The organism is Streptomyces sp. NPDC090119 (genome assembly GCF_044747085.1).
Taxonomy (GTDB): Bacteria; Actinomycetota; Actinomycetes; order Streptomycetales; family Streptomycetaceae; genus Streptomyces.
Genome location: NZ_JBIVDK010000004.1, coordinates 120,997 through 141,396 on the forward strand (window position 1 = coordinate 120,997; position 20,400 = coordinate 141,396).

Sequence of the window (20,400 nt, forward strand, 5' to 3'; positions counted from 1 at the left end):
GTCATCCCTCCCGCGCCGCGGCGCACACCGCGCGCGCGATCCGTGCCACGTCCGCGTCGTCCGTGACGTACGGCGGCATCGTGTAGACCAGGTCACGGAAGGGGCGCAGCCACACGCCCTCCCGCACGGCGGCCCGCGTCGCGGCCGCCATGTCCACCTCGCGATCGAGCTGGACCACTCCGATGGCGCCGAGCACGCGCACGTCCCGGACGCCGGGCAGCTCAGCGGCCTCGGCGAGACCCTCCCGCAGGCCGGTCTCGATCCGCTTGACCTCGCCCCGCCAGTCCTGCCCGAGCAGCAGCTCCACCGAGGCGCACGCCACGCTCGCGGCCAGCGGGTTGCCCATGAAGGTCGGCCCGTGCGCGAGCACCGGCACCTCGCCGCGCGAGATGCCGTCGGCCACCCGCGCGGTGCACAGGGTCGCCGCCAGCGTCAGATAACCGCCGGTCAACGCCTTGCCCACGCACATCACATCCGGCGAGACCGCCGCGTGCTCCGCCGCGAACAGCGCGCCCGTACGCCCGAAGCCGGTGGCGATCTCGTCGAACACCAGCAGCACGTCATGCGCGTCGCACGCCTCGCGCAGCACCCGCAGATACGTGGGGGAGTGGAACCGCATCCCGCCCGCACCCTGCACCACCGGCTCCACGATCACCGCGGCCAGTTCGTCCGCGTGCCGCTCGATCGTCGACCGCAGCTGCTCCGCGTACGCCTCCTCGTAGGCGGCGGGCGGCGCGTCCGTGAAGACCTGGCGGGGCAGCGCGCCGGACCACAGCCCGTGCATGCCGCCCTCCGGGTCGCACACCGACATCGGGTGCCAGGTGTCGCCGTGGTAGCCGCCGCGCCAGGTCAGCAGCCGCCGCTTGCCGGGACGGCCGAGCGAACGCCAGTACTGCAGGCACATCTTGACGGCCACCTCGACGGACACCGACCCGGAGTCCGCGAGGAAGACGTGCTCAAGACCCTCGGGCGACATGTCGACAAGGAGCTTCGCCAGTCGTACGGCGGGCTCATGGGTCAGCCCGCCGAACATCACATGGCTCATCCGCCCCAACTGCGCCCGCGCCGCCTCGTCCAGCACCGGGTGGCGGTAGCCGTGGATCGCCGACCACCAGGACGACATCCCGTCGACCAGCTCCGCGCCGTCCGCCAGCCGCAGCCGGACCCCGCTCGCCGACTCCACGACGAGCGGTTCGCTCCGGCCCGGCATCGGACCGTACGGATGCCACACATGCCGCCGGTCCAGCTCCAGCAGCTCGGCCGTATCCAGGTCAGGCATTGGGCGCGAGGTCCGTCCCGGCACCCCGGCGGCGTACGGCGACCAGGTCGGTACGCGGCTCGGCGGAGGCCGGTGCGTCGGCCGGACCGCAGACGCCACCTTCCGCGTGCGAACCGCACCCGGCGTTCTCCGCGTCCGACCCGCAGCCGCCCGCCGCCGCGTGCGAACCGCAGCCGCCCCCGACGGCCGCCGCCCGGTGCTCCGGCAGCGTCACCTCGTCCGCGCCCTCCACCTCGAACCCGGCGTCCGCGATCATGTCCAGGTCGGCCTTGCCCGCCTGGCCCTCGCTGGTCAGGTAGTCCCCGAGGAAGATCGAGTTGGCCAGGTGCAGCGCGAGCGGCTGGAGCGAGCGCAGATGCACCTCACGGCCGCCCGCGATCCGCACCTCCACGTCCGGGCAGACGAAGCGGACCATCGCCAGGATGCGCAGACACCGCTGCGGGGTGAGGTTCCACTCCTTGGCCAGCGGGGTGCCCTCGAACGGGATCAGGAAGTTCACCGGAACGGAGTCCGGGTCCAGCTCGCGCAGCGCGAACACCACGTCCACCAGGTCCTCGTCGCGCTCACCCATGCCCGCGATCAGCCCCGAGCAGGCCGAGAGCCCGGCCGCGTGCGCCTTGTTGACCGTGTCCACCCGGTCGGCGTAGGTGTGGGTGGTGGTGATGTCGCCGTAGGTCGCCTCGGAGGTGTTGAGGTTGTGGTTGTAGGCGTCGGCGCCCGCCGCGCGCAGCCGCTCCGCCTGGCCGTCGGAGAGCAGGCCGAGGCAGGCGCACACCTCGACGCCCTCGTTCTGGTCCTTGATGGCCTTGATGGTGTCGGAGACCCGGTCCACGTCCCGGTCGGTGGGCCCGCGCCCGGACGCCACCAGGCACACCCGCTTGGCGCCCCCGGCGAGCCCGGCGGCAGCCGCCTCGGACGCCTGGTCGGGCTTCAGCCAGGTGTACTTGAGGATGCCCGCCGTGGAGCCCAGCCGCTGCGAGCAGTAGGAGCAGTCCTCCGGGCACAGGCCCGACTTGAGGTTGACCAGATAGTTGAGTTTCACCCTGCGGCCGAACCAGTGCCGTCGCACCTTGCCGGCCGCGGTCACCACATCGAGCAGGTCGTCGTCGGAGGTGGCGAGCACGGCGAGCGCTTCCTCGCGCGTCGGCGTCTCGCGCCGCAGTCCCTTGTCCACCAGCGTGTTCAGCAGGTCCATGAGGCTTGATCCTGTCCTACCCGACCGCCCGGGGCCAAGGAGACTTCGCACAACGACCGGGGTTCACCGTGTGGGTATTGCCACATCATGGGCGGCTCTCCGCGCCGCTAGTGTCTGTCTGTTGTCTACAAAATCCTGTGTCGGCGAAAGCCCCTGTCAGCGAAAGCCCGGAGGAGCCATGGCGTTCGGCTGGATCGACGAGCAGGCCGAGGCGCGCCGCCGCGCCGGACTCCTGCGGACCCTGCGCCCCCGTCCCGCCGACTCGCCGCTGCTGGACCTGGCGAGCAACGACTACCTGGGCCTGGCCCGCCACCCGGAGGTCGCCGAGGGCGCGGCGGACGCGGCCCGGACCTGGGGCGGCGGCGCCACCGGCTCACGCCTCGTCACCGGCACCACCGAGCTGCACGCCCTGCTGGAGGCCGAACTCGCCCAGTTCTGCGGCTTCGAGGCGGCCCTCGTCCTGTCCTCCGGCTACGCGGCCAACCTGGCCGCCGTCACCGCGCTCGGCCCGCACGGCTCGCTGATCGTCTCCGACGCGGGCAACCACGCCTCCCTGATCGACGGCTGCCGCCTGGCGCGCGGCACCACCCAGGTCGTCGGGCACGCCGACCCGGAGTCCGTGGCCAAGGCGCTGGCGACCCACGAGGGCGAGGCGATCGCCGTCTCCGACACGGTGTTCTCCGTCGACGGCGACGCCGCCCCGCTGCGCCGACTGGCCGACGCGTGCCGGGAGCACGGGGCCGGGCTGGTCGTGGACGACGCGCACGGCCTCGGCGTACTGGGGGAGGGCGGCCGGGGCGCGGCGCACGCGGCCGGGCTCGCGGGCGCGGGCGACGTGGTGGTCACCGCGACGCTGTCCAAGTCGCTGGGCAGCCAGGGCGGGGTGGTGCTGGGCCCGGCGCGGGTGATCGGCCATCTGGTCAACACCGCGCGGACGTTCATCTTCGACACCGGACTCGCCCCCGCCGCCGCGGGGGCGGCGCTCGCGGCGCTGCGCCTGATCCGGCGTGAACCGGAGCGCACGGCGCGCGTCCGCGAGGTCGCCGCCGAACTGCACGCCCGCCTGACCGCCGAGGGCCTGTCGGCGGTCCGCCCGGACGCGGCCGTGGTCTCCGTACGCGCACCGTCCGCCGACGCCGCGGTGCGCTGGGCCGCCGACTGCCGTGCCGAGGGCCTGTCGGTCGGCTGCTTCCGCCCGCCGTCGGTCCCGGACGGCGTCTCCCGGCTGCGGCTGACCGCCCGCGCGGACCTGTCCGGGGCGGAGATCGAACGGGCCGTTCGGACCATCACCGCCGTTCGGCCCAGCTGAGGTCGGGAAAAACCCCGCCAAATACGGGCGCACGTCGCAGAGTTCACCCCGTTGAGCGACAGATGTCCGCGTATCTGGGGGGTTGGTTCCCCGGACCGGCCCCGTGATGGCAGGGTGACCTGCAGGCACCAGAGCGGGACCGTGCCCGAATCCTCCGCCCCGCGTCGCCGCGCGGCGCGTGGGAGGTCGGCGGGCCGCCCGTGGGAAAGGGACGACTTCGCCATGGCAGACCATCTGGAAGCATCCGTCACTCTGCCGAGCGATCCCGCCTCGGTCCGCACGGCCAGGTCCTACGTGGTGGGCACCCTGGCGAGCTGGGGGCTTCCCGCGGACGACGAGGTCACCGACACGGTGCGCCTCATCGTCTCCGAACTCGCCACCAACGCCGTCCAGCACACCCTGGGCCAGTCGCCCACCTTCACCGTGGACATCGTGCTGGCCAGGGACGAGCTGCTGCTCATCGGGGTGACGGACAGCCACCCCCGGCTGCCCAAGAGGCTCCCGGCGGCGGTCGCCCAGGACAACGGGCGGGGCATGGCCATCATCCGATGTCTCACCGTCGAGTGCGGCGGCAAGCTCCGGGTCCGGCCGACCCGCGAGGGCGGCAAGACGGTCTTCGTCGAGCTGCCCTGGAGCGTCCCGAGCCGGCCGCTGACCGTCACGACCCGCCCGGAGCCCTCACCGGCCCGCTGAACCGCCTCGCGTGACTCGGGTGGCCAGGAGCGGCCCGCGGGGCGCGCGTACGCCCGTGCAGAGCCGCTCCCGCCGCGCTCCCGAGGGTCAGTTGACCCGGCCGTACCAGACGCTCTTGGTCCAGATCTTCTGCAGCCGCACCACGTCCCCGCTCTTCGGTGCGTGCCAGATCTTGCCCTTACCGGCGTAGATGCCGACGTGGTAGACGCTGGAGCCCGAGTGGAAGAACACCAGGTCACCGGCCTTGCGGTGGCCCGAGGGGATGTGGTGCGTCTTGTTGTACTGCTGGGCGGCCGTCCGCGGCAGCTTCTTGCCCGCCTTCTTGAACGAGTACAGCGTCAGGCCCGAGCAGTCGAAGCGGCCCGGCCCGGTGGCTCCGTAGCGATAGGGGGCGCCCTTCTTGGACGCGGCGACCTTCAGTGCCTTCGACGCGGTGGTCGCGGCGGAGGCGTCGGTGGCCAGTCCCGGCACCATGATGGAACCGCCGACGGCGGCCAGGGTGAGGGCCGAGGCCGTACCGGCCCGGGCCATCAGCGACGGGACACGATTGAGCGCAGTCATGCGCAACCCTTCGTCAGCCGCCTGTGAAGGATGACCTGTCGGATTCGGGCTGGCGAAGTTGCCCGGCCGTGTCACCACGGCTTCACCCCAAGGGCTGCTCGGCACGATCGTCCGCGTCTCGCGGACATCCGTCCCGGCGACCCGTCTTGCTCGGGTCCTCCACTCCTGCCGATGCACTTCTGTCGACCGGTCATCCGGGTGGCGGCAGGACTCGGCGTCCGCCCGGATGCGCCCCGCCGTTGTGGCGGGGTCTTGTCGTCAGACAGGGATCTTGGCCCACTCCTGTCCGAAAATCCCAATGGAACCGGGGGTTTGTGGTGTTACTCACCACTCACCCGTTCGGGTGGACAGGGGTATGTCCGAGCCGCCGTCAATTCCCCTGCATGGCCCCGGACCTGGGCTTCGATCGCCGCGCGTCGGCCCGCCGGGCGCGCCGCGCGCAACTCGGCGGGCCCGGAAACGGGCGCGGAGATACACCGGTCGGCGGTAGCACGTTCGGCCCGTTTCGGCGCGGCGTACGACACGCCGGGCCCCGTCCGGCCGACCCCGGTGGCCGGCTCAGCCGACACCATCGGGCGGGAGCGTGACGCGCGCGGCCCGGCGCTCCCCGTCCAGCACCCGGAGCGCGTGTGCCAGCGTGCGCCCGTACAGCTCCGCCTCGCCCCGCCCGTGCATCAGCGCGAGCGCTTCGCGGAGCGCCGTGGCCGTGCGCACCAGTGCCTGCGCCGCCCTGAGGGCCCGGTACGTGTCCCCGTCCCGAGCCGGGTTGATCCGGCCCAGCAGGTCGGCCGCCTCCAGGTAACGGTCGATCAGCTCGCCCTCGGCGCGGGTCAGCGCGGGCAGCGGCGGCAGTTCCTCCGGCAGCACGGCCCGCTCACCGGGCGCTGGGCAGGTGCTTGCGGTCGCGTACGACGCCGTCGACCAGGCCGTGCTCCAGGGCGTCGGTGGCGTCCAGGACCCGCTCCCGCTCCAGGTCCGCGGTGACGGTGGCGGCGTCCCGGCCGGTGTGCCGGACGAGCAGCTCCTCCATCAGCTCCCGCGCCCGCACCAGCTCCGCCGCCTTGATCTCCAGGTCGCTGGGCTGCCCCCGCACCGGCTCGGCCAGCTCCGGCTGACGCAGCACCACCCGCGCGCCGGGCAGCGCGAACCGCTTGCCGGGCGTACCGGCCGCGAGCAGCACGGCGGCCACCGAGGCGACCTGGCCCAGGCAGTAGGTCCCCACGTCGCAGCCGACGTAGCGCATCGTGTCGTACACCGCCGTCATGGCGTGGAAGTCGCCGCCGGGGCAGTTCAGGTACAGCGTGATGTCCCGGTCCGGGGCGGCGTGTTCGAGCTGCATGAGCTGGGCGATCACATCCGTGGCCGCCGCGTCGTCCAGCGGCGTGCCCAGGAACACGATCCGGTGTTCGAACAGCTCGGAGTACGGGTCGAGCGTGCGGCGGACGCCTCCGTCGCGCTCGGTGAACTCGGGCAGGACATGTCGGGCGTTCGGTCGGGTCATGGCACACCCCTCCTGATCGACGGGACCACTGGCGACCCCGCTTCTGTAAAAAATGTACAGGACGTACGTGACGTTAGAATGGGGTCATGGCCTACGAGATTCCGGTGACGCAAGCCAGGGCCGAGCTGGCCGAACTGATCAACCGCGTGGTGTACGGCGGTGAGCGGGTCGTGGTGACCCGGCACGGCAAACCGCTCGTCGCGCTGGTCTCGGCCGAGGACCTGGCGCGGCTGGAAGCGCTCGACGCGCAGGATGCCGAGCAGGACGAGCAGGTGATCAGCTCCGTCTCCGGCATCCGCGAGATCTCCGCCTCCCCGCCGCACGAGCGCCAGCGCTTCGGCATTGCCGCCGAGCACCGGCGGCCCGGCACCACCTGAGGCCGAGGCACGCCGTGCGGTCGGGGTGCCACCTGAGGCCGAGGCTCGCCGTGATGCCGAGGCACGCCGAACACCCGCCGGTTAACGTCGCCGAAACGCCGGCGAACTAGCCTTCGCTCCCACGCCACCAGGGGTTTTCCACCCGAGCCGACCCCAGTCGTGGCCGCGGCGACCGGGCCCCGCACGGCCCGGAGCGAGGACTGTGAGGTGGGACGTGCAACTGACCCCGCACGAGCAAGAGCGACTGCTGATCCATGTGGCGGCCGACGTGGCGGAGCGGCGCCGGGCCCGCGGCGTGAAGCTCAATCACCCGGAGGCGGTCGCGCTCATCACGTCGCACATCCTGGAGGGCGCCCGCGACGGCCGCACCGTCGCCGAGCTGATGTCCTCCGGCCGCAAGGTGCTGACCCGGGACGACGTGATGGTGGGCATCCCCGAGATGATCCACGACGTCCAGGTGGAGGCCACCTTCCCCGACGGCACCAAGCTGGTCACCGTCCATGACCCGATCGTCTGAGGGGCCCGCGATGATTCCCGGAGAGGTGCTGTTCGCGGACGACCCGGTCGTCTACAACGAGGGCCGCGAGTCCACCCGGCTCACCGTCCTCAACGCCGCCGACCGGCCCGTCCAGGTCGGCTCCCACTACCACTTCGCCGAGGCCAACCCCGGCCTGGACTTCGACCGGGCCGCCGCGCGCGGCAAGCGGCTGGACATCGCCGCCGGTACGGCCGTCCGCTTCGAGCCCGGCATCCCCGTCGAGGTCGCACTCGTGCCGCTGGGCGGCGCCCGGATCGTGCCCGGACTGCGCGGCGAGACCGGAGGTGCCCTCGATGCCTGAGATCTCCCGCGCCGCCTACGCCGACCTGTTCGGCCCCACGACCGGCGACCGTATCCGGCTCGCCGACACCGACCTCCTCATCGAGATCGAGGAGGACCGCTCCGGCGGCCCCGGCACCTCCGGCGACGAGGCGGTGTTCGGCGGCGGCAAGGTCATCCGCGAGTCCATGGGCCAGTCCCGCGCCACCCGCGCCGAGGGCACCCCGGACACCGTGATCACCGGTGTCGTCATCGTGGACCACTGGGGCGTGATCAAGGCCGACGTCGGCATCCGCGACGGCCGGATCACCGGCATCGGCAAGGCCGGCAACCCCGACACCATGGACGGCGTCCACCCCGACCTCGTCATCGGCCCCGAGACCGAGATCATCGCGGGCAACGGCCGCATCCTCACCGCGGGCGCCATCGACGCCCATGTGCACTTCATCTGCCCGCAGATCGCCGACGAGGCGCTGTCCTCCGGGGTCACCACCCTGGTCGGCGGCGGCACCGGCCCGGCCGAGGGCTCCAAGGCCACCACCGTCACCCCGGGCCCCTGGCACCTCGCCCGGATGCTGGAGGCGATGGAGGCGTACCCCGTCAACGTCGGCTTCCTCGGCAAGGGCAACACCGTCTCGCAGGAGGCGATGCTGTCCCAGATCCGGGGCGGCGCCGTCGGGCTGAAGCTGCACGAGGACTGGGGCTCCACCCCGGCCGTCATCGACGCGGCCCTCACCGTGGCCGACCGCACAGGCATCCAGGTCGCCATCCACACCGACACCCTCAACGAGGCCGGTTTCGTCGGTGACACCCTCGCGGCCATCGCCGGGCGGGGCATCCACTCGTACCACACCGAGGGTGCCGGGGGCGGGCACGCGCCGGACATCATGACGGTCGTCTCGCAGCCCAACGTGCTGCCCAGCTCGACCAATCCGACCCGGCCGTTCACCGTCAACACCGCCGAGGAACACCTCGACATGCTGATGGTCTGCCACCACCTCAACCCGGCCGTCCCCGAGGACCTCGCCTTCGCGGAGTCCCGCATCCGGCCGTCCACCATCGGCGCGGAGGACATCCTCCACGACCTCGGCGCGATCTCGATCATCTCCTCCGACTCCCAGGCCATGGGCCGCGTCGGCGAGGTCATCCTGCGCACCTGGCAGACCGCCCACGTGATGAAGGGCCGCCGGGGCGCGCTGCCCGGCGACGGCCGCGCCGACAACCACCGGGTACGGCGCTATGTCGCCAAGTACACGATCAACCCGGCGCTCGCGCAGGGCCTCGCCGCCGAGATCGGCTCGGTGGAGACCGGCAAGCTGGCCGACCTGGTGCTGTGGGAGCCCGCGTTCTTCGGGGTCAAGCCGCTGCTCGTGCTCAAGGGCGGACAGATCGCCTACGCGCAGATGGGCGACGCCAACGCCTCCATCCCCACCCCGCAACCGATCCTGCCCCGCCCGATGTTCGGCGCGATCGGCCGGGCCCCGGCCGCCAACTCGTGCAACTTCGTGAGCCAGTTGGCGATCGAGGACGGCTTGCCCGAACGGCTGGGACTGGGCAAGGAGTTCGTGGCGATCCAGTCCACCCGCGCGGTCACCAAGGCCGACCTGCGCGAGAACGACGCCATGCCGGACGTACGGATCGACCCGGACAGCTTCGCCGTGCACATCGACGGGGAGCTGGTCGAGGCGGTGCCGGCGGCCGAACTGCCCATGTCCCAGCGCTACTTCCTCTTCTGAGGCCGCTGATGTCCCGAGCAGCGCTGCTCGTCCTGGCCGACGGCCGCTTCCCCGCCGGAGGGCACGCCCACTCCGGCGGGGCGGAGGCCGCCGTCAAGGCGGGCCGGATCACCGACGCCGCGACCCTGGAGGACTTCTGCCGGGGACGCCTGCACACCACCGGCCTGGTCGCCGCCTCCTTCGCGGCAGCCGCCGTACTCGGCCTCTCCGCACGGGAGTTGGACGCGGCCGCCGACGCCCGCACCCCGTCACCCGCCCTGCGCACCGCCGCCCGGCGACTGGGCCGTCAGCTGGTACGGGCGGCACGCGCCACTTGGCCGTCACCCGAACTGGACGCGCTAGTAGGAGAGTTCCCCAAGGGCGCCCATCAGCCGGTCGTCCTCGGCCTCACCGCCCGCGCGGCCGGTCTGGAGCCGCTGGACGCCGCGCACTGCGCGCTCTACGAGAGCGTCAGCGGCCCCGCGACCGCCACCGTACGGCTGCTCAGCCTCGACCCGTTCGACGCCACCGGTGTCCTGGCCAGGCTGGCACCCGAGCTGGACCGGGTGGCCGACCGAGCCGTGGAGGCCGCCCGGCGTGCGCTGGCCGAGGGCACCGACGCCCTGCCCGCCGCGTCCGCGCCCCTGCTGGAGATCGGCGCACAGGCGCACGCCGCCTGGCCGGTCCGCCTCTTCGCCTCCTAGAGGCCCCGAAACAACGTCACTTGGAGCCGCACATGCATCTCGACCACACCCACACCGGGCCCGCCGCCGTCAGCGCCGACGCGCACCGCCCCGACGGCGCCCGGCGCGCGCTGCGCATCGGCCTCGGCGGTCCGGTCGGCTCGGGCAAGACGGCGACCGTCGCCGCGCTGTGCCGCGCCCTGCGCGACGAACTCTCCCTCGCCGTCGTCACCAACGACATCTACACCCGCGAGGACGCCGAATTCCTGCTGCGCGAAGCCGTGTTGCCGCCCGAGCGGATCACGGCCGTGGAGACCGGCGCCTGCCCGCACACCGCGATCCGCGACGACATCTCCGCCAACCTCGAGGCGGTGGAGGACCTGGAGGACGCCGTCGGCCCGCTCGACCTGATCCTCGTCGAGTCCGGCGGCGACAACCTCACCGCCACCTTCTCCAAGGGGCTGGTGGACGCCCAGATCTTCGTCATCGACGTCGCCGGAGGGGACGACATCCCGCGCAAGGGCGGCCCCGGTGTCACCACCGCCGACCTCCTCGTGGTCAACAAGACCGACCTCGCCCCCTACGTCGGCTCCGACCTCGCCCGCATGGCCGCCGACGCCAAGGCGCAGCGCGCCGAACTCCCGGTGATCTTTCAGACGTTGCGCGTCGAGGGCGGGGTCGGCGAGGTGGCCGGATGGGTGCGCGAGAAGCTCGCGGCGTGGACGGCGTGACCTCGGCCGGAGTCCGCGCCCGCGCCCGGATCGAGGCCCGCGCCGACGGCCGGGGCGGCACCGCGCTCCCGGTGCTGGAGGGCGACGGCCCCCTGGCCCCGCGCCGCACCCGCGCCCACGGCACCGAGGCCCGCGTCCTGCTGGTCGGCGCGATGAGCGGACCGCTCGGCGGCGACCGCTTCTCGATCGACGCCCAGGTGGGGGAGGGCGCCCGGCTGCACCTGGGCTCGGCCACCGCCACCCTCGCCCTGCCCGGCCAGGCCAAGGGCGAGGCCCGCTACGACGTACGGCTCGACGTGGCCGCCGGAGGCGAGCTGCACTGGCTGCCCGAGCAGCTGATCTCGGCCCGGGGCAGTGACCTGCGAGTCACCACGCGCGCCGAACTCGCGCCCGGAGCGGCGCTGTTGCTGCGCGAGGAGCAGGTGCTCGGGCGGGCCGGGGAAGAGCCGGGGCGGCTGACCAGCAGGCTCACCGTCCGCCTCGGCGGCACCACGCTGCTCGACCAGGAGCTGAGCTGCGGCCCCGGAGCGCCGGGCGGCTGGGACGGCCCCGCCGTGCTCGGCGGACACCGGTCGGTCGGACAACTGGTCTTCGTGTCCGCGGAGTTGCGGGAAATCCCGGCGGAGCCCCGGATGCTGGGGGAGGGCACCGCCCTGATGCCGCTCGCCGGACCCGGGGTCCTCGTCAGCGCCGTGGCGCCCGACGCGCTCGCCCTGCGGCGCCGCCTGGACGAGGCGCTGACGCTACTGACCGCCGATCGGAACTGACCATCCGTTTATCGGATTGGTAAAGAAGGTCTGTCACCCCTGTTCTCAGACGGCTCACAGCCGAGAGGATTCCCCGCCTGACCACTCGCAGTGAAGTCACGGGGAGGGGACCCCTTGAGGGAGAACAAACCGAAGAGCCGTCTGCTGGCGCTCAGTTCGGCCGGCGCACTCGTCACCGCCACGCTGATAGCCGGCGCGGTGACGGCACCCGCGGCCAGCGCCGACAGCCGCCACGGCCAGGACCGAGAGGCCAGCGGCGCCGCCACGGCAGCCGCCCGCGCCGCCAAGGCCGGGATCGACTGGCAGGACTGCCCCGCCGACTGGGGGCTGGAGAAGCCCATCCAGTGCGGCTGGGTCTCCGTGCCGCTGGACTATGCCAAGCCGAACGGCAAGCAGATCAAGCTCGCCGTCGACCGTATGGGCAACACCGGCACCAAGGAGGAGCGCCAGGGCGCCCTCATCTACAACCCCGGCGGCCCCGGTGGCTCCGGCCTGCGCTTCCCGCGCCGGATCACCACCAAGAGCGCGCTGTGGACCAACACCGCCAAGGCGTACGACTTCGTGGGCTTCGATCCGCGCGGCGTCGGCCACTCCGCGCCCATCTCCTGCGTCGACCCGCAGGAGTTCGTCAAGGCGCCCAAGGCCGACCCGGTGCCCGCGAACGAGGCCGACAAGCGCGCCCAGCGCAAGCTGGCCCGCGAGTACGCCGAGGGCTGCGCCGAGCGCAGCGGCGCGATGCTGCCGCACATGACCACGCCGAACACCGCGCGCGACCTGGATGTCATCCGGGCCGCACTCGGCGAGAAGAAGCTCAACTACCTGGGCGTCTCCTACGGCACCTACCTCGGCGCCGTCTACGGCACCCTGTTCCCGGGTCACATCCGCCGGATGATCGTCGACAGCGTCGTCGACCCCGCGCGCGAGAACATCTGGTACCAGGCCAACCTGAACCAGGACATCGCCTTCGAGCGCCGCTGGAAGGACTGGCAGTACTGGGTCGCCGCCAACGACGCGGCCTTCCACCTCGGCACCACTCGCGCCGCCGTGCAGGAGCAGTGGCTCAAGCTGCGCGCCACCGCCGCGAAGAGCCCGCTCGGCGGAGTCGTCGGCCCGGCCGAGCTGATCTCCTTCTTCCAGAGCGCCCCGTACTACGACTCCTCGTGGGTGCCGGTCGCCACGGCGTTCAGCAAGTACGTCGCCGGTGACACCCAGGCGCTCGTGGACGCCGCCGCGCCCGACCTGTCGGACACCGCGGGCAACATCTCCGCGGAGAACGGCAACGCGGTCTACACCGCCGTCGAGTGCGCCGACGCCAAGTGGCCCACGAGCTGGCAGAAGTGGGACCGGGACAACACCCGGCTCCACAAGGACTACCCGTTCATGACCTGGGCGAACGCCTGGATGAACCTGCCCTGTGCCACCTGGGGCGCCAAGCAGCACACCCCGGTCGAGGTCGGCACCCACAAGGGTCTGCCGCCCGTGCTGATCGTGCAGTCCACGCGTGACGCGGCCACTCCCTACGAGGGTGCCGTCTCGCTGCACCAGCGGTTCAAGGGCTCGCGTCTGATCACCGAGGAGGGCGCCGGCTCCCACGGCGTGACCGGCCTGGTCAACCCGTGCGTCAACGAGCGGGTCGACGCCTACCTGCTGACCGGTGCGGTCGACAGCTCCGACGTCAGCTGCGCACCGCACGCCACGCCCAAGCCGTAACGGCCCGGAGCGAGCCAGGAGCAAGACGGAGGGGGCGGCCGGAGACCCGGTCGCCCCCTCCGGCGTTCCCGGACGGCTCAGCGCCGCCGGACGAACCGGCGGGTCCGCGCCGCCTCCGCCTCCGCCTTCACCTCGGCGGCGTACCGGTCCACGTACTCCTGGCCCGACAGCTCCAGCACCGCGTACATGATCTCGTCCGTGACGGCCCGCAGGACCGCCTTCTCGTCCTCCATCCCCGCGTAGCGGGAGAACTCCAGCGGCTCGCCGAAGCGGATGGTGATCTTGCGCAGCTTCGGGATCTTCCGGCCGGGCGGCTGGGCCTCGAAGGTGCCGATCATCGCGCAGGGCACGACGGGCGCCCCGGCCTTCAGCGCCATCACGGCGACCCCGACCTTCCCCTTGTACAGCCGCCCGTCGTGCGACCGGGTCCCCTCGGGGTAGATCCCGAGCAGCTCGCCCCGGCCCAGCACCTTCAGTCCCTCGCGGACGGCCGCCTGCCCGGCCTCCTTGCCCGAGCGGTCCACCGGGATCTGGCCCGCGCTGCGGAAGAAGAACGCCGTCAGCCGGCCCTTGATCCCCGGCCCGGTGAAGTACTCCGCCTTGGCGAGGAAGGTGATCCGGCGCTTCAGGATGGCGGGCATCAGGAAGTGGTCGGAGAACGACAGATGGTTTCCGGCGATGATCGCCGCGCCGGACTCCGGCACATGGTCCAGCCCCTCGATCCGGGGCCGGAAGGACAGCCTCAGGATCGGGCCCAGCAGCACGTATTTCAGCAAGTGGTAGAACACGGCTCCCCCTCGCTCGCAGCGGCATGTGCAGTCACCTGTTACCGCCCGCGGCCGGGCTCATGCTCCTCGCGCGGCGAATTCGCGGAAGCGGCTCCTCCTCGAACAGACGACTCCGTGCATCCGCTTCAGGTCAAAAAGGGGTAAGTATGGACAGACCCGTCCGAGAACGGCTGAACCCGCGTAGAGGAGGGCCCGTCCATGTTGACGGTCGACCTGGCCAGGTACCCCTTGCTCCTGGCAGCAGCGGAGCCGGATCAGCTGCTGCCGGCCAGGGAACAGATGGCCTTCACCCTGGGCTTCCACATCATCCTGGTCCCCTTCGGGGTGGCGCTGACGTCTCTGATGCTCATCGCCAACTACCGGGGGCTGCGCAAGGGCGACGAGGCCGCGCTGCTGCTCGCCCGGCGCTGGTCCAAGGTGGCCGCCGTGCTCTTCGCGGTCGGCGCCATCACCGGGACCGTCCTCTCCTTCGAGCTGGGCCTGCTGTGGCCGGGGCTGATGGGGAAATACGGCGCCGCCTTCGGGTTCCCGTTCGCCATCGAGGGGCTGTTCTTCTTCCTCGAAGCGATCTTCGTGGCCATCTACATCTACGGCTGGGACCGGATGCCCCCCTGGGCCCACTTCTGGTCGGGCGTGCCGGTCGCGCTGGCCAGCATCGGGGGAGCGGGCGCGGTCATCGCCGCCAACAGCTGGATGAACCAGCCCGGCGGCATCACGCTGCGGAACGGCCAGCTGGTCGATGTCCGGCCCGCCGAGGTCTTCTTCAACAACGCCTTCTGGCTCCAGTTCTGGCACATGCTGCTGGCCGCCTACATCGTCGCCGGGTTCTGTGTGGCGAGCGTCTACGCGGTGGGCATGATCAGAGGGCGGCGCGGCCACTACCAGAAGCTCGGCTTCCTGATCAGCTTCATCACCGCCGCCGTCGCCCTGCCGGTGCAGATCTTCGTGGGGGACACCATCGCCCGGCAGGTCTTCGACAGCGAGCCCGCCAAGTTCGCCGCCATCGAACTGCTGCCCAACACCGGCACCCACGTCCCCGAGACCCTAGGCGGCGTCCTCATCGACGGCGAGGTCCGCTACGGCATCTCGGTGCCCTGGGTGGCCTCCATCCTCGCCGGGTTCAAACCCTCGACCCGCATCCAGGGGCTGAACTCCATCCCGGCCGACATCAGGCCCACCACCGCACAGGTCAACATCGTGCACTGGGCGTTCGACATCATGGTCGGCACCTCCATGCTGATGCTCGCCGTGGCCGCCTGGTTCGTCTGGGTCTGGTGGAAGCGCCGGCACACGCTGCAGACCAACCGCTGGTTCCTGGGCGCGGCCTCCGTGTGCGGCCTCGTCTCCATCGCCAGCCTGGAGGCCGGCTGGGTCACCACCGAGGTCGGCCGCCAGCCGTGGATCGTCGTCGGGCTGCTCCGCACCAGAGACGCGGTGACCACCCAGGGCAACCTCTGGCCCACCTTCGCCGGAGTACTGGTGCTCTACCTGGCGGTCGGCGCCGGTGCCATCTGGGTGCTGCTGTCGATGAAGCGACGCTGGCAGAAGCAGGGTGACGAGAACGTCCTGGTGCCCTACGGCCCCGACGCCACGCCCGGCTCCCGGGTCGAGCGCTCCGAGCGGTCCGAGCGGTCCGAGAGGAAGGTGTCGTAGATGGCCGAGCTGGTCGCGGTATTCCTCTTCATCGGGGTCGTCGCCTACGCGGTGCTCGGCGGAGCCGACTTCGGTGCGGGCTTCTGGGACATGATCGCCGGAGGCGCCAAGCGCGGCCGCGAGCCACGCCATCTGATCGACGTCTCGCTGGCCCCGGTCTGGGAGGCCAACCACACCTGGCTGATCTACTGTCTCGTGGTCCTGTGGAGCGGATTCCCCTCCGCCTTCGCCGCCATCACCACCACGCTCTACATCCCGCTGGTCCTCGCCCTGCTCGGCATCGTGCTGCGCGGCGCCGGATTCGCCTTCCGCAAGGCGACCGTCCGCACCGAGGAGCAACGCCTGTACGGCGCCGCCTTCGCGCTCTCCTCCGTCCTGACGCCGTACTGCTTCGGCGCCATCGCGGGCGGCCTCGCCTCCGGCCGCGTGCCCACGGCGGGCAACGGCGACGCGGTGTCCAGCTGGGTCAACCCCACCAGCATCCTCGGCGGCATCCTCGCCATCCTGGCCTGCTCCTACCTCGCCGCCACCTACCTGACCGTGGAGGCGCTGCACCGCGACGACCAGAAGCTGTACCGGTACTACCGCGACCGGGCGATCGCAGCCGGAGCGGCCACCGGCGCGGTCACCATCGCGGGCATCTTCGTCCTCCAGGCCGACTCGCCGCGCCTCTTCGACCGGCTCAGTGGACCGGCGCTGCCCCTGGTGGTCCTCGCGGCCGTCGGCGGCCTGGTCGGACTGGCCCTGCTGTGGGCAAGACGGACCATCGGCACCCGGGTGGCGGCGGCGGGCGCGGTCGCACTGGTCGTGATCGGCTGGGGCGTCGCCCAGACCCCGTATCTCCTCGGCACGCACCTCTCCATCAACGAGGCCGCCGCACCGGACGCCACCCTGGCCGTCGTGGTGGGCGTCGCCATCGTCGCGGGGCTGCTGATCGTGCCGTCCCTGGTGCTCCTGTTCCGGCTCAGCGGCCGGGGCGACGTGGGGGTGGACGAACGTCCCTTTCGGGGCGACCTGACGAAGAAGGACCAGCACGTCGGGACGGCGGCCCGCGCGGCCGCCGCCACCGGGAGCCACCGCGACGCCGGGACGGGCCGGGTCTCCACGGCCGGGACCGGCGTCGGCCAGGTCCCCGCGGTCCCGCTCGACCCGACCGCCGTCCAGCAGGAGCCCCGCCCCCGCTGGGTGCCCTACGCGCTCTGGGCCGGTGCGGTGGCCGCGACCGCGGTGGCGGGAGCGCGGGCGGTACGGCGTACGCGGGACAGGGGTACCCCCGGCCGACCCTGACAGGAGAGCCGGGCGGCGAGTCCCGCCGTACCCCGCGCGAGCGGCACTCGTAGGATGACCGGCATGCCCGGCCCCGCGCACCAGCAGCCCCGGCGACCGCCCCAGCGGCGCTCGCCGGGGCTGCTCGTGCTCGCGGTGCTGGCCGGGCTGCTCGGGATGCACGCCCTGGCTCCGGTCGGCGGCACAGGGCACCCGGAGCACACCCACGCCGTCCACGCGGGTGCCGTCATCGACGCGCCCGGCGACTGCCCCGACGGCCACTGCGGCGGCCACCGGATGCACCACGCCGACCCCACCTGCGCGTCCGGAGCCGTCGGCGGCGGACCCGAACTGCCGGAGCCGCTCGCGGTACTGGCGCCCGCGCCCGCACCGTGCGGCGACCCACGCATCCGTGCCGTCACCGCGCCGGACGGCGCCCGCGCACCCCCCTCACTGGCGGAACTCCAACTCCTGCGGATCTAGCGGCACCCACGACCGCGCGTCCATCGAGCGCGGCCGTCCCGACGCGTGCCCGAATCCCCTTTTCACCAGCAGGAGTTCCCGCATGACCACCTCCCACGCGATCCGCCGTGCCGCGCTCGGCGTCGCCACCGTCTGTGCCGTCGTCCTCCTCGCCGCCTGCGGCGGGGAGCAGCACACCGGAGCCCACGGCGCCCCGGCCGCGACGGACGCCCACAATGCCCAGGACGTCACCTTCGCGCAGGGCATGATCCCGCACCACCAGCAGGCCCTGGAGATGGCCCGGCTGGCCCCCGGCCACGCCGCCTCCGCCGAGGTGAAGGCGCTGGCCGCCCGCATCGAGAAGGCGCAGGACCCGGAGATCCGCACCATGACCGGCTGGCTGAAGTCCTGGGGCGCGGAGCCCCCGATGGCCGGCATGGACCACTCCCGGCACGGCGGCATGGCGGGCATGTCCGGGATGATGAGCGCCGACGACATGACCGCGCTGGAGAAGAGCACCGGCGCCGACTTCGACCAGAGGTTCCTGACCCTGATGATCGCCCACCACCAGGGCGCCGTGGAGATGGCGAAGACGGAGAAGGCCAAGGGCCGCGACGGCCGGGCGACGAAGATGGCGGACGACGTGATCGCCGCGCAGAGCGCCGAGATCAAGCAGATGAAGGGCCTGCTCGGCGAGAAGTGAGCAGGAGGGCGGGGCCGGTGTGCTCACCGGCCCCGCCCGCACCCGTTCAGCCCGCCTGCCCCAGCACCTTCTCCAGCGTGCCCAGCGCGGAGCGCAGCTCGTCCGCCGTCACCGTCAGCGGGGGAGCGAGCCGGATGGTGGAGCCATGGGTGTCCTTGACGAGGATGCCCTCGCGCATCAGCCGCTCGCTGATCTCCCGGCCGGTGCCCAGCGCCGGGTCCACGTCCACGCCCGCCCACAGACCGCGCGCCCGGAACCCGCTCACCCCGTGCCCGCGCAGCGCCTCCAGGCCCTCGCGCAGGACCACGCCCAGCTCGTCGGCGCGGCGCTGGAACTCGCCCGTCTCCAGCAGCTCGACCACCGCCGTGCCGACCGCCGCCGCCAGCGGGTTGCCGCCGAAGGTGGAGCCGTGCTCACCCGGGCCCAGCACGCCCAGCACCTCGCGCCGGGCCACCACCGCCGACACCGGCACGATGCCGCCGCCCAGCGCCTTGCCCAGCAGCACCACGTCCGGCACCACCGACTCGTGCTCGACGGCGAGGGTGCGCCCGGTGCGGCCGAGACCGGACTGGATCTCGTCCGCGACGAACAGGCACCCCTTGCGCCGGGTCAGCTCCCGGACCCCGGTCAGATAGCCCTCGTCCGGGATGACCACCCCGGCCTCGCCCTGGATGGGCTCGATCAGCACCGCCGCGGTGTTCTCGTCGACCGCCTCCTCCAGCGCGGCCAGGTCGTTGTACGGCACGATCTTGAAACCGGGCGTGAAGGGGCCGAAGCCCGCCCGCGCGGTCTCGTCCGTGGAGAAGCTGACGATGGTCGTCGTCCGGCCGTGGAAGTTGTCCGCCGCGACCACGATCGTGGCCTGCCCCTCGGGGACGCCCTTCACGTCGTACGCCCACTTGCGGGCCACCTTGATGCCGCTCTCCACCGCCTCCGCGCCGGTGTTCATCGGCAGCACCACGTCCAGGCCGGTCAGCGCGGCGAGCCGCTCCGCGAACCCCGCCAGCCGGTCGTTGTGGAAGGCGCGGGAGGTCAGCGTCAGGCGGTCCAGCTGGTCGTGCGCGGCCTGGATCAGGGCCGGGTGGCGGTGGCCGAAGTTCAGGGCCGAGTAGCCCGCCAGCATGTCGAGGTACCGGCGGCCCTCGACGTCCTCCACCCAGGCGCCCTCGGCCCGTGCCACGACGACGGGCAGCGGGTGGTAGTTGTGCGCGAGCACCGGCTCCTCCGCCCGGATCAGGTCGGCGGACGTGCGCGCGTGCGCGGGTGCGGTCATGAGCGGATCTCCTGAGTGCAGCACTTGATGCCGCCGCCTGCCTTGTGCAGCTCCGACAGGTCGACGGGCACGGGGTCGTAGCCATGCGTCGCCAGGCGCTCGGCGAGCACCTCGGCCTGGGGGGCGATGAAGACGTGCCGCCCGTCGGACACGGAGTTCAGGCCGAACGCCATCGCGTCGTCGCGGGTGGCGAGCACCGCGTCCGGGTACAGCCGCCGGAGCACCTCGCGGCTGCCCTCCGAGAACGCCTCCGGGTAGTAGGCGATGTTGTCGTCGTCCAGCACGAACAGCGCCGTGTCCAGGTGGTAGAAGTACGGGTCCACCAGGGTCAGCGCGATCACCGGGTGGCCGAAGAACTCCTGCGCCTCGCGGTGGGCGTCGCGAGTGGTGCGGAAACCGGTGCCCGCGAGCACGTACCGCCCGGTCCACACGAGGTCGCCCTCGCCCTCGGTCACGGCCAGCGGGCGGTACACGTCGTACCCCGCGGTCTTGAACCAGGAGTCGTAGTGCTGCGACTCCGGTCGCCGCTCTGGGGCGTGGAACAGCGACCCGAAGACGCGGCCGCCGATCACGAAGGCGGCGTTGGCCGCGAAGACCATGTCGGGCAGGCCCGGCACCGGGTCGACCGCGTCCACGGTGTGACCATGGGCGCGGTAGGCGTCGATCAGGGTCTGCCACTGGGACTGGGCGAGATCGACGTCCACGGGGGCGTCCAGACGCATCCAGGGATTGATCGCGTACTGCACGGTGAAGTGCCTGGGTTCGCAGACCAGGAAGCGCCGGGGGCGCTGCGCACGGGTTTCGGCCACAGAGGGTTTCCTCCGTTTTTCAGTGTGTTACTCACGGCGGTGACACCACGGTAGAAACTCCGGCCGAGGCGCGACAAGCGACGAAAGCTGCGTGATCGCGCAGGATCG

The 20,400-nt window shown here is 72.2% G+C and carries 22 protein-coding genes and 1 riboswitch; of the genes, 14 read left to right on the forward strand and 8 right to left on the reverse strand.

All coding sequences use genetic code 11. The annotated features are described in order from the left end of the window. Nucleotide 1: 1 nt before the first annotated feature. Together ACIPPM_RS18335 and bioB are read right to left on the reverse strand one after the other, a co-directional pair. Entirely contained in the window at nt 2-1,279 is a 1,278-nt protein-coding gene (locus ACIPPM_RS18335; RefSeq protein WP_401448750.1) for an adenosylmethionine--8-amino-7-oxononanoate transaminase, read from the reverse strand. After that, on the reverse strand, nt 1,272-2,474 hold the full coding sequence (bioB, locus tag ACIPPM_RS18340) for a biotin synthase BioB (protein WP_401448753.1): 1,203 nt from the start codon (nt 2,472-2,474) through the stop codon (nt 1,272-1,274). The genes ACIPPM_RS18335 and bioB overlap by 8 nt, the downstream gene beginning before the upstream one ends. A 178-nt stretch (nt 2,475-2,652) precedes the next feature. On the opposite strand from bioB, the gene ACIPPM_RS18345 reads away from it, so the two are divergent. Together ACIPPM_RS18345 and ACIPPM_RS18350 are read left to right on the forward strand one after the other, a co-directional pair. Continuing rightward, the gene (locus ACIPPM_RS18345) at nt 2,653-3,783 is read left to right on the forward strand and encodes an 8-amino-7-oxononanoate synthase (RefSeq protein WP_401448755.1); all 1,131 of its coding nucleotides are present in this window, start codon (nt 2,653-2,655) and stop codon (nt 3,781-3,783) included. Nucleotides 3,784-4,005: 222 nt separating this feature from the next. Next, a complete protein-coding gene (locus tag ACIPPM_RS18350; RefSeq protein WP_401448757.1) occupies nt 4,006-4,476 on the forward strand; it encodes an ATP-binding protein in 471 nt (156 codons plus the stop codon). A gap of 87 nt (nt 4,477-4,563) precedes the next feature. On the opposite strand, the gene ACIPPM_RS18355 is transcribed toward ACIPPM_RS18350, so the two are convergent. The 3 genes from ACIPPM_RS18355 to ACIPPM_RS18365 all read right to left on the reverse strand — a co-directional run bounded on the left by ACIPPM_RS18355 (nt 4,564) and on the right by ACIPPM_RS18365 (nt 6,538). Continuing rightward, nucleotides 4,564-5,037, reverse strand: coding sequence for a C40 family peptidase (locus ACIPPM_RS18355; protein WP_401448759.1), 474 nt, complete (start codon nt 5,035-5,037; stop codon nt 4,564-4,566). Nucleotides 5,038-5,040: 3 nt separating this feature from the next. Beyond that, nucleotides 5,041-5,254: riboswitch (cyclic di-AMP (ydaO/yuaA leader) on the reverse strand. Between the two features lie 341 nt (nt 5,255-5,595). Further along, nucleotides 5,596-5,904, reverse strand: a complete 309-nt coding sequence (locus ACIPPM_RS18360) for a hypothetical protein (protein WP_401448762.1) — start codon at nt 5,902-5,904, stop codon at nt 5,596-5,598. Between the two features lie 7 nt (nt 5,905-5,911). Further along, on the reverse strand, nt 5,912-6,538 hold the full coding sequence (locus tag ACIPPM_RS18365; RefSeq protein ID WP_401448764.1) for an ATP-dependent Clp protease proteolytic subunit: 627 nt from the start codon (nt 6,536-6,538) through the stop codon (nt 5,912-5,914). Nucleotides 6,539-6,624: 86 nt separating this feature from the next. Between ACIPPM_RS18365 and ACIPPM_RS18370 the strand changes: the two genes are divergently transcribed. The 8 genes from ACIPPM_RS18370 (at nt 6,625) to ACIPPM_RS18405 (ending at nt 13,338) form a co-directional block, all read left to right on the forward strand. After that, nucleotides 6,625-6,915 (forward strand): type II toxin-antitoxin system Phd/YefM family antitoxin, encoded by a 291-nt coding sequence (locus ACIPPM_RS18370; protein ID WP_401448766.1) that lies wholly within the window; start codon nt 6,625-6,627, stop codon nt 6,913-6,915. 214 nt (nt 6,916-7,129) lie between these two features. Continuing rightward, nucleotides 7,130-7,432, forward strand: a complete 303-nt coding sequence (locus tag ACIPPM_RS18375) for an urease subunit gamma (protein WP_401450094.1) — start codon at nt 7,130-7,132, stop codon at nt 7,430-7,432. A gap of 10 nt (nt 7,433-7,442) precedes the next feature. Beyond that, the gene (locus ACIPPM_RS18380) at nt 7,443-7,754 is read left to right on the forward strand and encodes an urease subunit beta (RefSeq protein ID WP_401448768.1); all 312 of its coding nucleotides are present in this window, start codon (nt 7,443-7,445) and stop codon (nt 7,752-7,754) included. Then, nucleotides 7,747-9,468 carry an urease subunit alpha gene (locus ACIPPM_RS18385; protein WP_401448770.1) on the forward strand — a complete coding sequence of 574 codons (1,722 nt, stop codon included), beginning with the start codon at nt 7,747-7,749 and terminating at the stop codon, nt 9,466-9,468. Before ACIPPM_RS18380 ends, ACIPPM_RS18385 begins: the two co-directional genes overlap by 8 nt. An 8-nt stretch (nt 9,469-9,476) precedes the next feature. Continuing rightward, nucleotides 9,477-10,151, forward strand: a complete 675-nt coding sequence (locus tag ACIPPM_RS18390) for an urease accessory protein UreF (protein WP_401448772.1) — start codon at nt 9,477-9,479, stop codon at nt 10,149-10,151. A gap of 32 nt (nt 10,152-10,183) precedes the next feature. Continuing rightward, nucleotides 10,184-10,861, forward strand: a complete 678-nt coding sequence (gene ureG, locus ACIPPM_RS18395) for an urease accessory protein UreG (RefSeq protein ID WP_401448774.1) — start codon at nt 10,184-10,186, stop codon at nt 10,859-10,861. After that, entirely contained in the window at nt 10,858-11,628 is a 771-nt protein-coding gene (locus tag ACIPPM_RS18400) for an urease accessory protein UreD (RefSeq protein WP_401450096.1), read from the forward strand. Before ureG ends, ACIPPM_RS18400 begins: the two co-directional genes overlap by 4 nt. 114 nt (nt 11,629-11,742) lie before the next feature. Beyond that, nucleotides 11,743-13,338, forward strand: a complete 1,596-nt coding sequence (locus ACIPPM_RS18405; protein WP_401448777.1) for an alpha/beta hydrolase — start codon at nt 11,743-11,745, stop codon at nt 13,336-13,338. A gap of 77 nt (nt 13,339-13,415) precedes the next feature. Here the strand turns inward: ACIPPM_RS18405 and ACIPPM_RS18410 are convergent, their stop codons facing one another. Further along, nucleotides 13,416-14,126: a lysophospholipid acyltransferase family protein gene (locus ACIPPM_RS18410; RefSeq protein ID WP_401448779.1), complete on the reverse strand. Its 711-nt coding sequence runs from the start codon at nt 14,124-14,126 to the stop codon at nt 13,416-13,418. A gap of 198 nt (nt 14,127-14,324) precedes the next feature. On the opposite strand from ACIPPM_RS18410, the gene ACIPPM_RS18415 reads away from it, so the two are divergent. The 4 genes from ACIPPM_RS18415 to ACIPPM_RS18430 all read left to right on the forward strand — a co-directional run bounded on the left by ACIPPM_RS18415 (nt 14,325) and on the right by ACIPPM_RS18430 (nt 18,210). Continuing rightward, a complete protein-coding gene (locus ACIPPM_RS18415; protein WP_401448781.1) occupies nt 14,325-15,779 on the forward strand; it encodes a cytochrome ubiquinol oxidase subunit I in 1,455 nt (484 codons plus the stop codon). Beyond that, nucleotides 15,780-17,066, forward strand: coding sequence for a cytochrome d ubiquinol oxidase subunit II (locus tag ACIPPM_RS18420; RefSeq protein WP_401448783.1), 1,287 nt, complete (start codon nt 15,780-15,782; stop codon nt 17,064-17,066). Between the two features lie 63 nt (nt 17,067-17,129). Then, entirely contained in the window at nt 17,130-17,528 is a 399-nt protein-coding gene (locus tag ACIPPM_RS18425; RefSeq protein WP_401448785.1) for a DUF6153 family protein, read from the forward strand. Between the two features lie 82 nt (nt 17,529-17,610). Beyond that, nucleotides 17,611-18,210 (forward strand): DUF305 domain-containing protein, encoded by a 600-nt coding sequence (locus tag ACIPPM_RS18430; RefSeq protein WP_401448787.1) that lies wholly within the window; start codon nt 17,611-17,613, stop codon nt 18,208-18,210. Between the two features lie 46 nt (nt 18,211-18,256). On the opposite strand, the gene rocD is transcribed toward ACIPPM_RS18430, so the two are convergent. Both rocD and ddaH read right to left on the reverse strand, forming a co-directional pair. Then, a complete protein-coding gene (gene rocD, locus ACIPPM_RS18435; RefSeq protein WP_401448790.1) occupies nt 18,257-19,483 on the reverse strand; it encodes an ornithine--oxo-acid transaminase in 1,227 nt (408 codons plus the stop codon). Beyond that, entirely contained in the window at nt 19,480-20,292 is an 813-nt protein-coding gene (ddaH, locus tag ACIPPM_RS18440; RefSeq protein WP_401448793.1) for a dimethylargininase, read from the reverse strand. Before ddaH ends, rocD begins: the two co-directional genes overlap by 4 nt. Between the last annotated feature and the right edge of the window lie 108 nt (nt 20,293-20,400).

Excerpts from the sequence above, each read along its gene's own strand:
- ACIPPM_RS18370 (WP_401448766.1), top strand. The coding sequence starts at position 6,625 with ATGGCCTACGAGATTCCGGTGACGCAAGCCAGGGCCGAGCTGGCCGAA.
- bioB (WP_401448753.1), bottom strand. The coding sequence starts at position 2,474 with ATGGACCTGCTGAACACGCTGGTGGACAAGGGACTGCGGCGCGAGACG.
- ACIPPM_RS18355 (WP_401448759.1), bottom strand. The coding sequence starts at position 5,037 with ATGACTGCGCTCAATCGTGTCCCGTCGCTGATGGCCCGGGCCGGTACG.
- ACIPPM_RS18430 (WP_401448787.1), top strand. The coding sequence starts at position 17,611 with ATGACCACCTCCCACGCGATCCGCCGTGCCGCGCTCGGCGTCGCCACC.
- rocD (WP_401448790.1), bottom strand. The coding sequence starts at position 19,483 with ATGACCGCACCCGCGCACGCGCGCACGTCCGCCGACCTGATCCGGGCG.
- ureG (WP_401448774.1), top strand. The coding sequence starts at position 10,184 with ATGCATCTCGACCACACCCACACCGGGCCCGCCGCCGTCAGCGCCGAC.
- ACIPPM_RS18425 (WP_401448785.1), top strand. The coding sequence starts at position 17,130 with ATGCCCGGCCCCGCGCACCAGCAGCCCCGGCGACCGCCCCAGCGGCGC.
- ACIPPM_RS18380 (WP_401448768.1), top strand. The coding sequence starts at position 7,443 with ATGATTCCCGGAGAGGTGCTGTTCGCGGACGACCCGGTCGTCTACAAC.
- ACIPPM_RS18365 (WP_401448764.1), bottom strand. The coding sequence starts at position 6,538 with ATGACCCGACCGAACGCCCGACATGTCCTGCCCGAGTTCACCGAGCGC.
- ACIPPM_RS18415 (WP_401448781.1), top strand. The coding sequence starts at position 14,325 with ATGTTGACGGTCGACCTGGCCAGGTACCCCTTGCTCCTGGCAGCAGCG.
- ACIPPM_RS18420 (WP_401448783.1), top strand. The coding sequence starts at position 15,780 with ATGGCCGAGCTGGTCGCGGTATTCCTCTTCATCGGGGTCGTCGCCTAC.
- ACIPPM_RS18345 (WP_401448755.1), top strand. The coding sequence starts at position 2,653 with ATGGCGTTCGGCTGGATCGACGAGCAGGCCGAGGCGCGCCGCCGCGCC.
- ACIPPM_RS18385 (WP_401448770.1), top strand. The coding sequence starts at position 7,747 with ATGCCTGAGATCTCCCGCGCCGCCTACGCCGACCTGTTCGGCCCCACG.
- ACIPPM_RS18390 (WP_401448772.1), top strand. The coding sequence starts at position 9,477 with ATGTCCCGAGCAGCGCTGCTCGTCCTGGCCGACGGCCGCTTCCCCGCC.
- ACIPPM_RS18350 (WP_401448757.1), top strand. The coding sequence starts at position 4,006 with ATGGCAGACCATCTGGAAGCATCCGTCACTCTGCCGAGCGATCCCGCC.
- ACIPPM_RS18335 (WP_401448750.1), bottom strand. The coding sequence starts at position 1,279 with ATGCCTGACCTGGATACGGCCGAGCTGCTGGAGCTGGACCGGCGGCAT.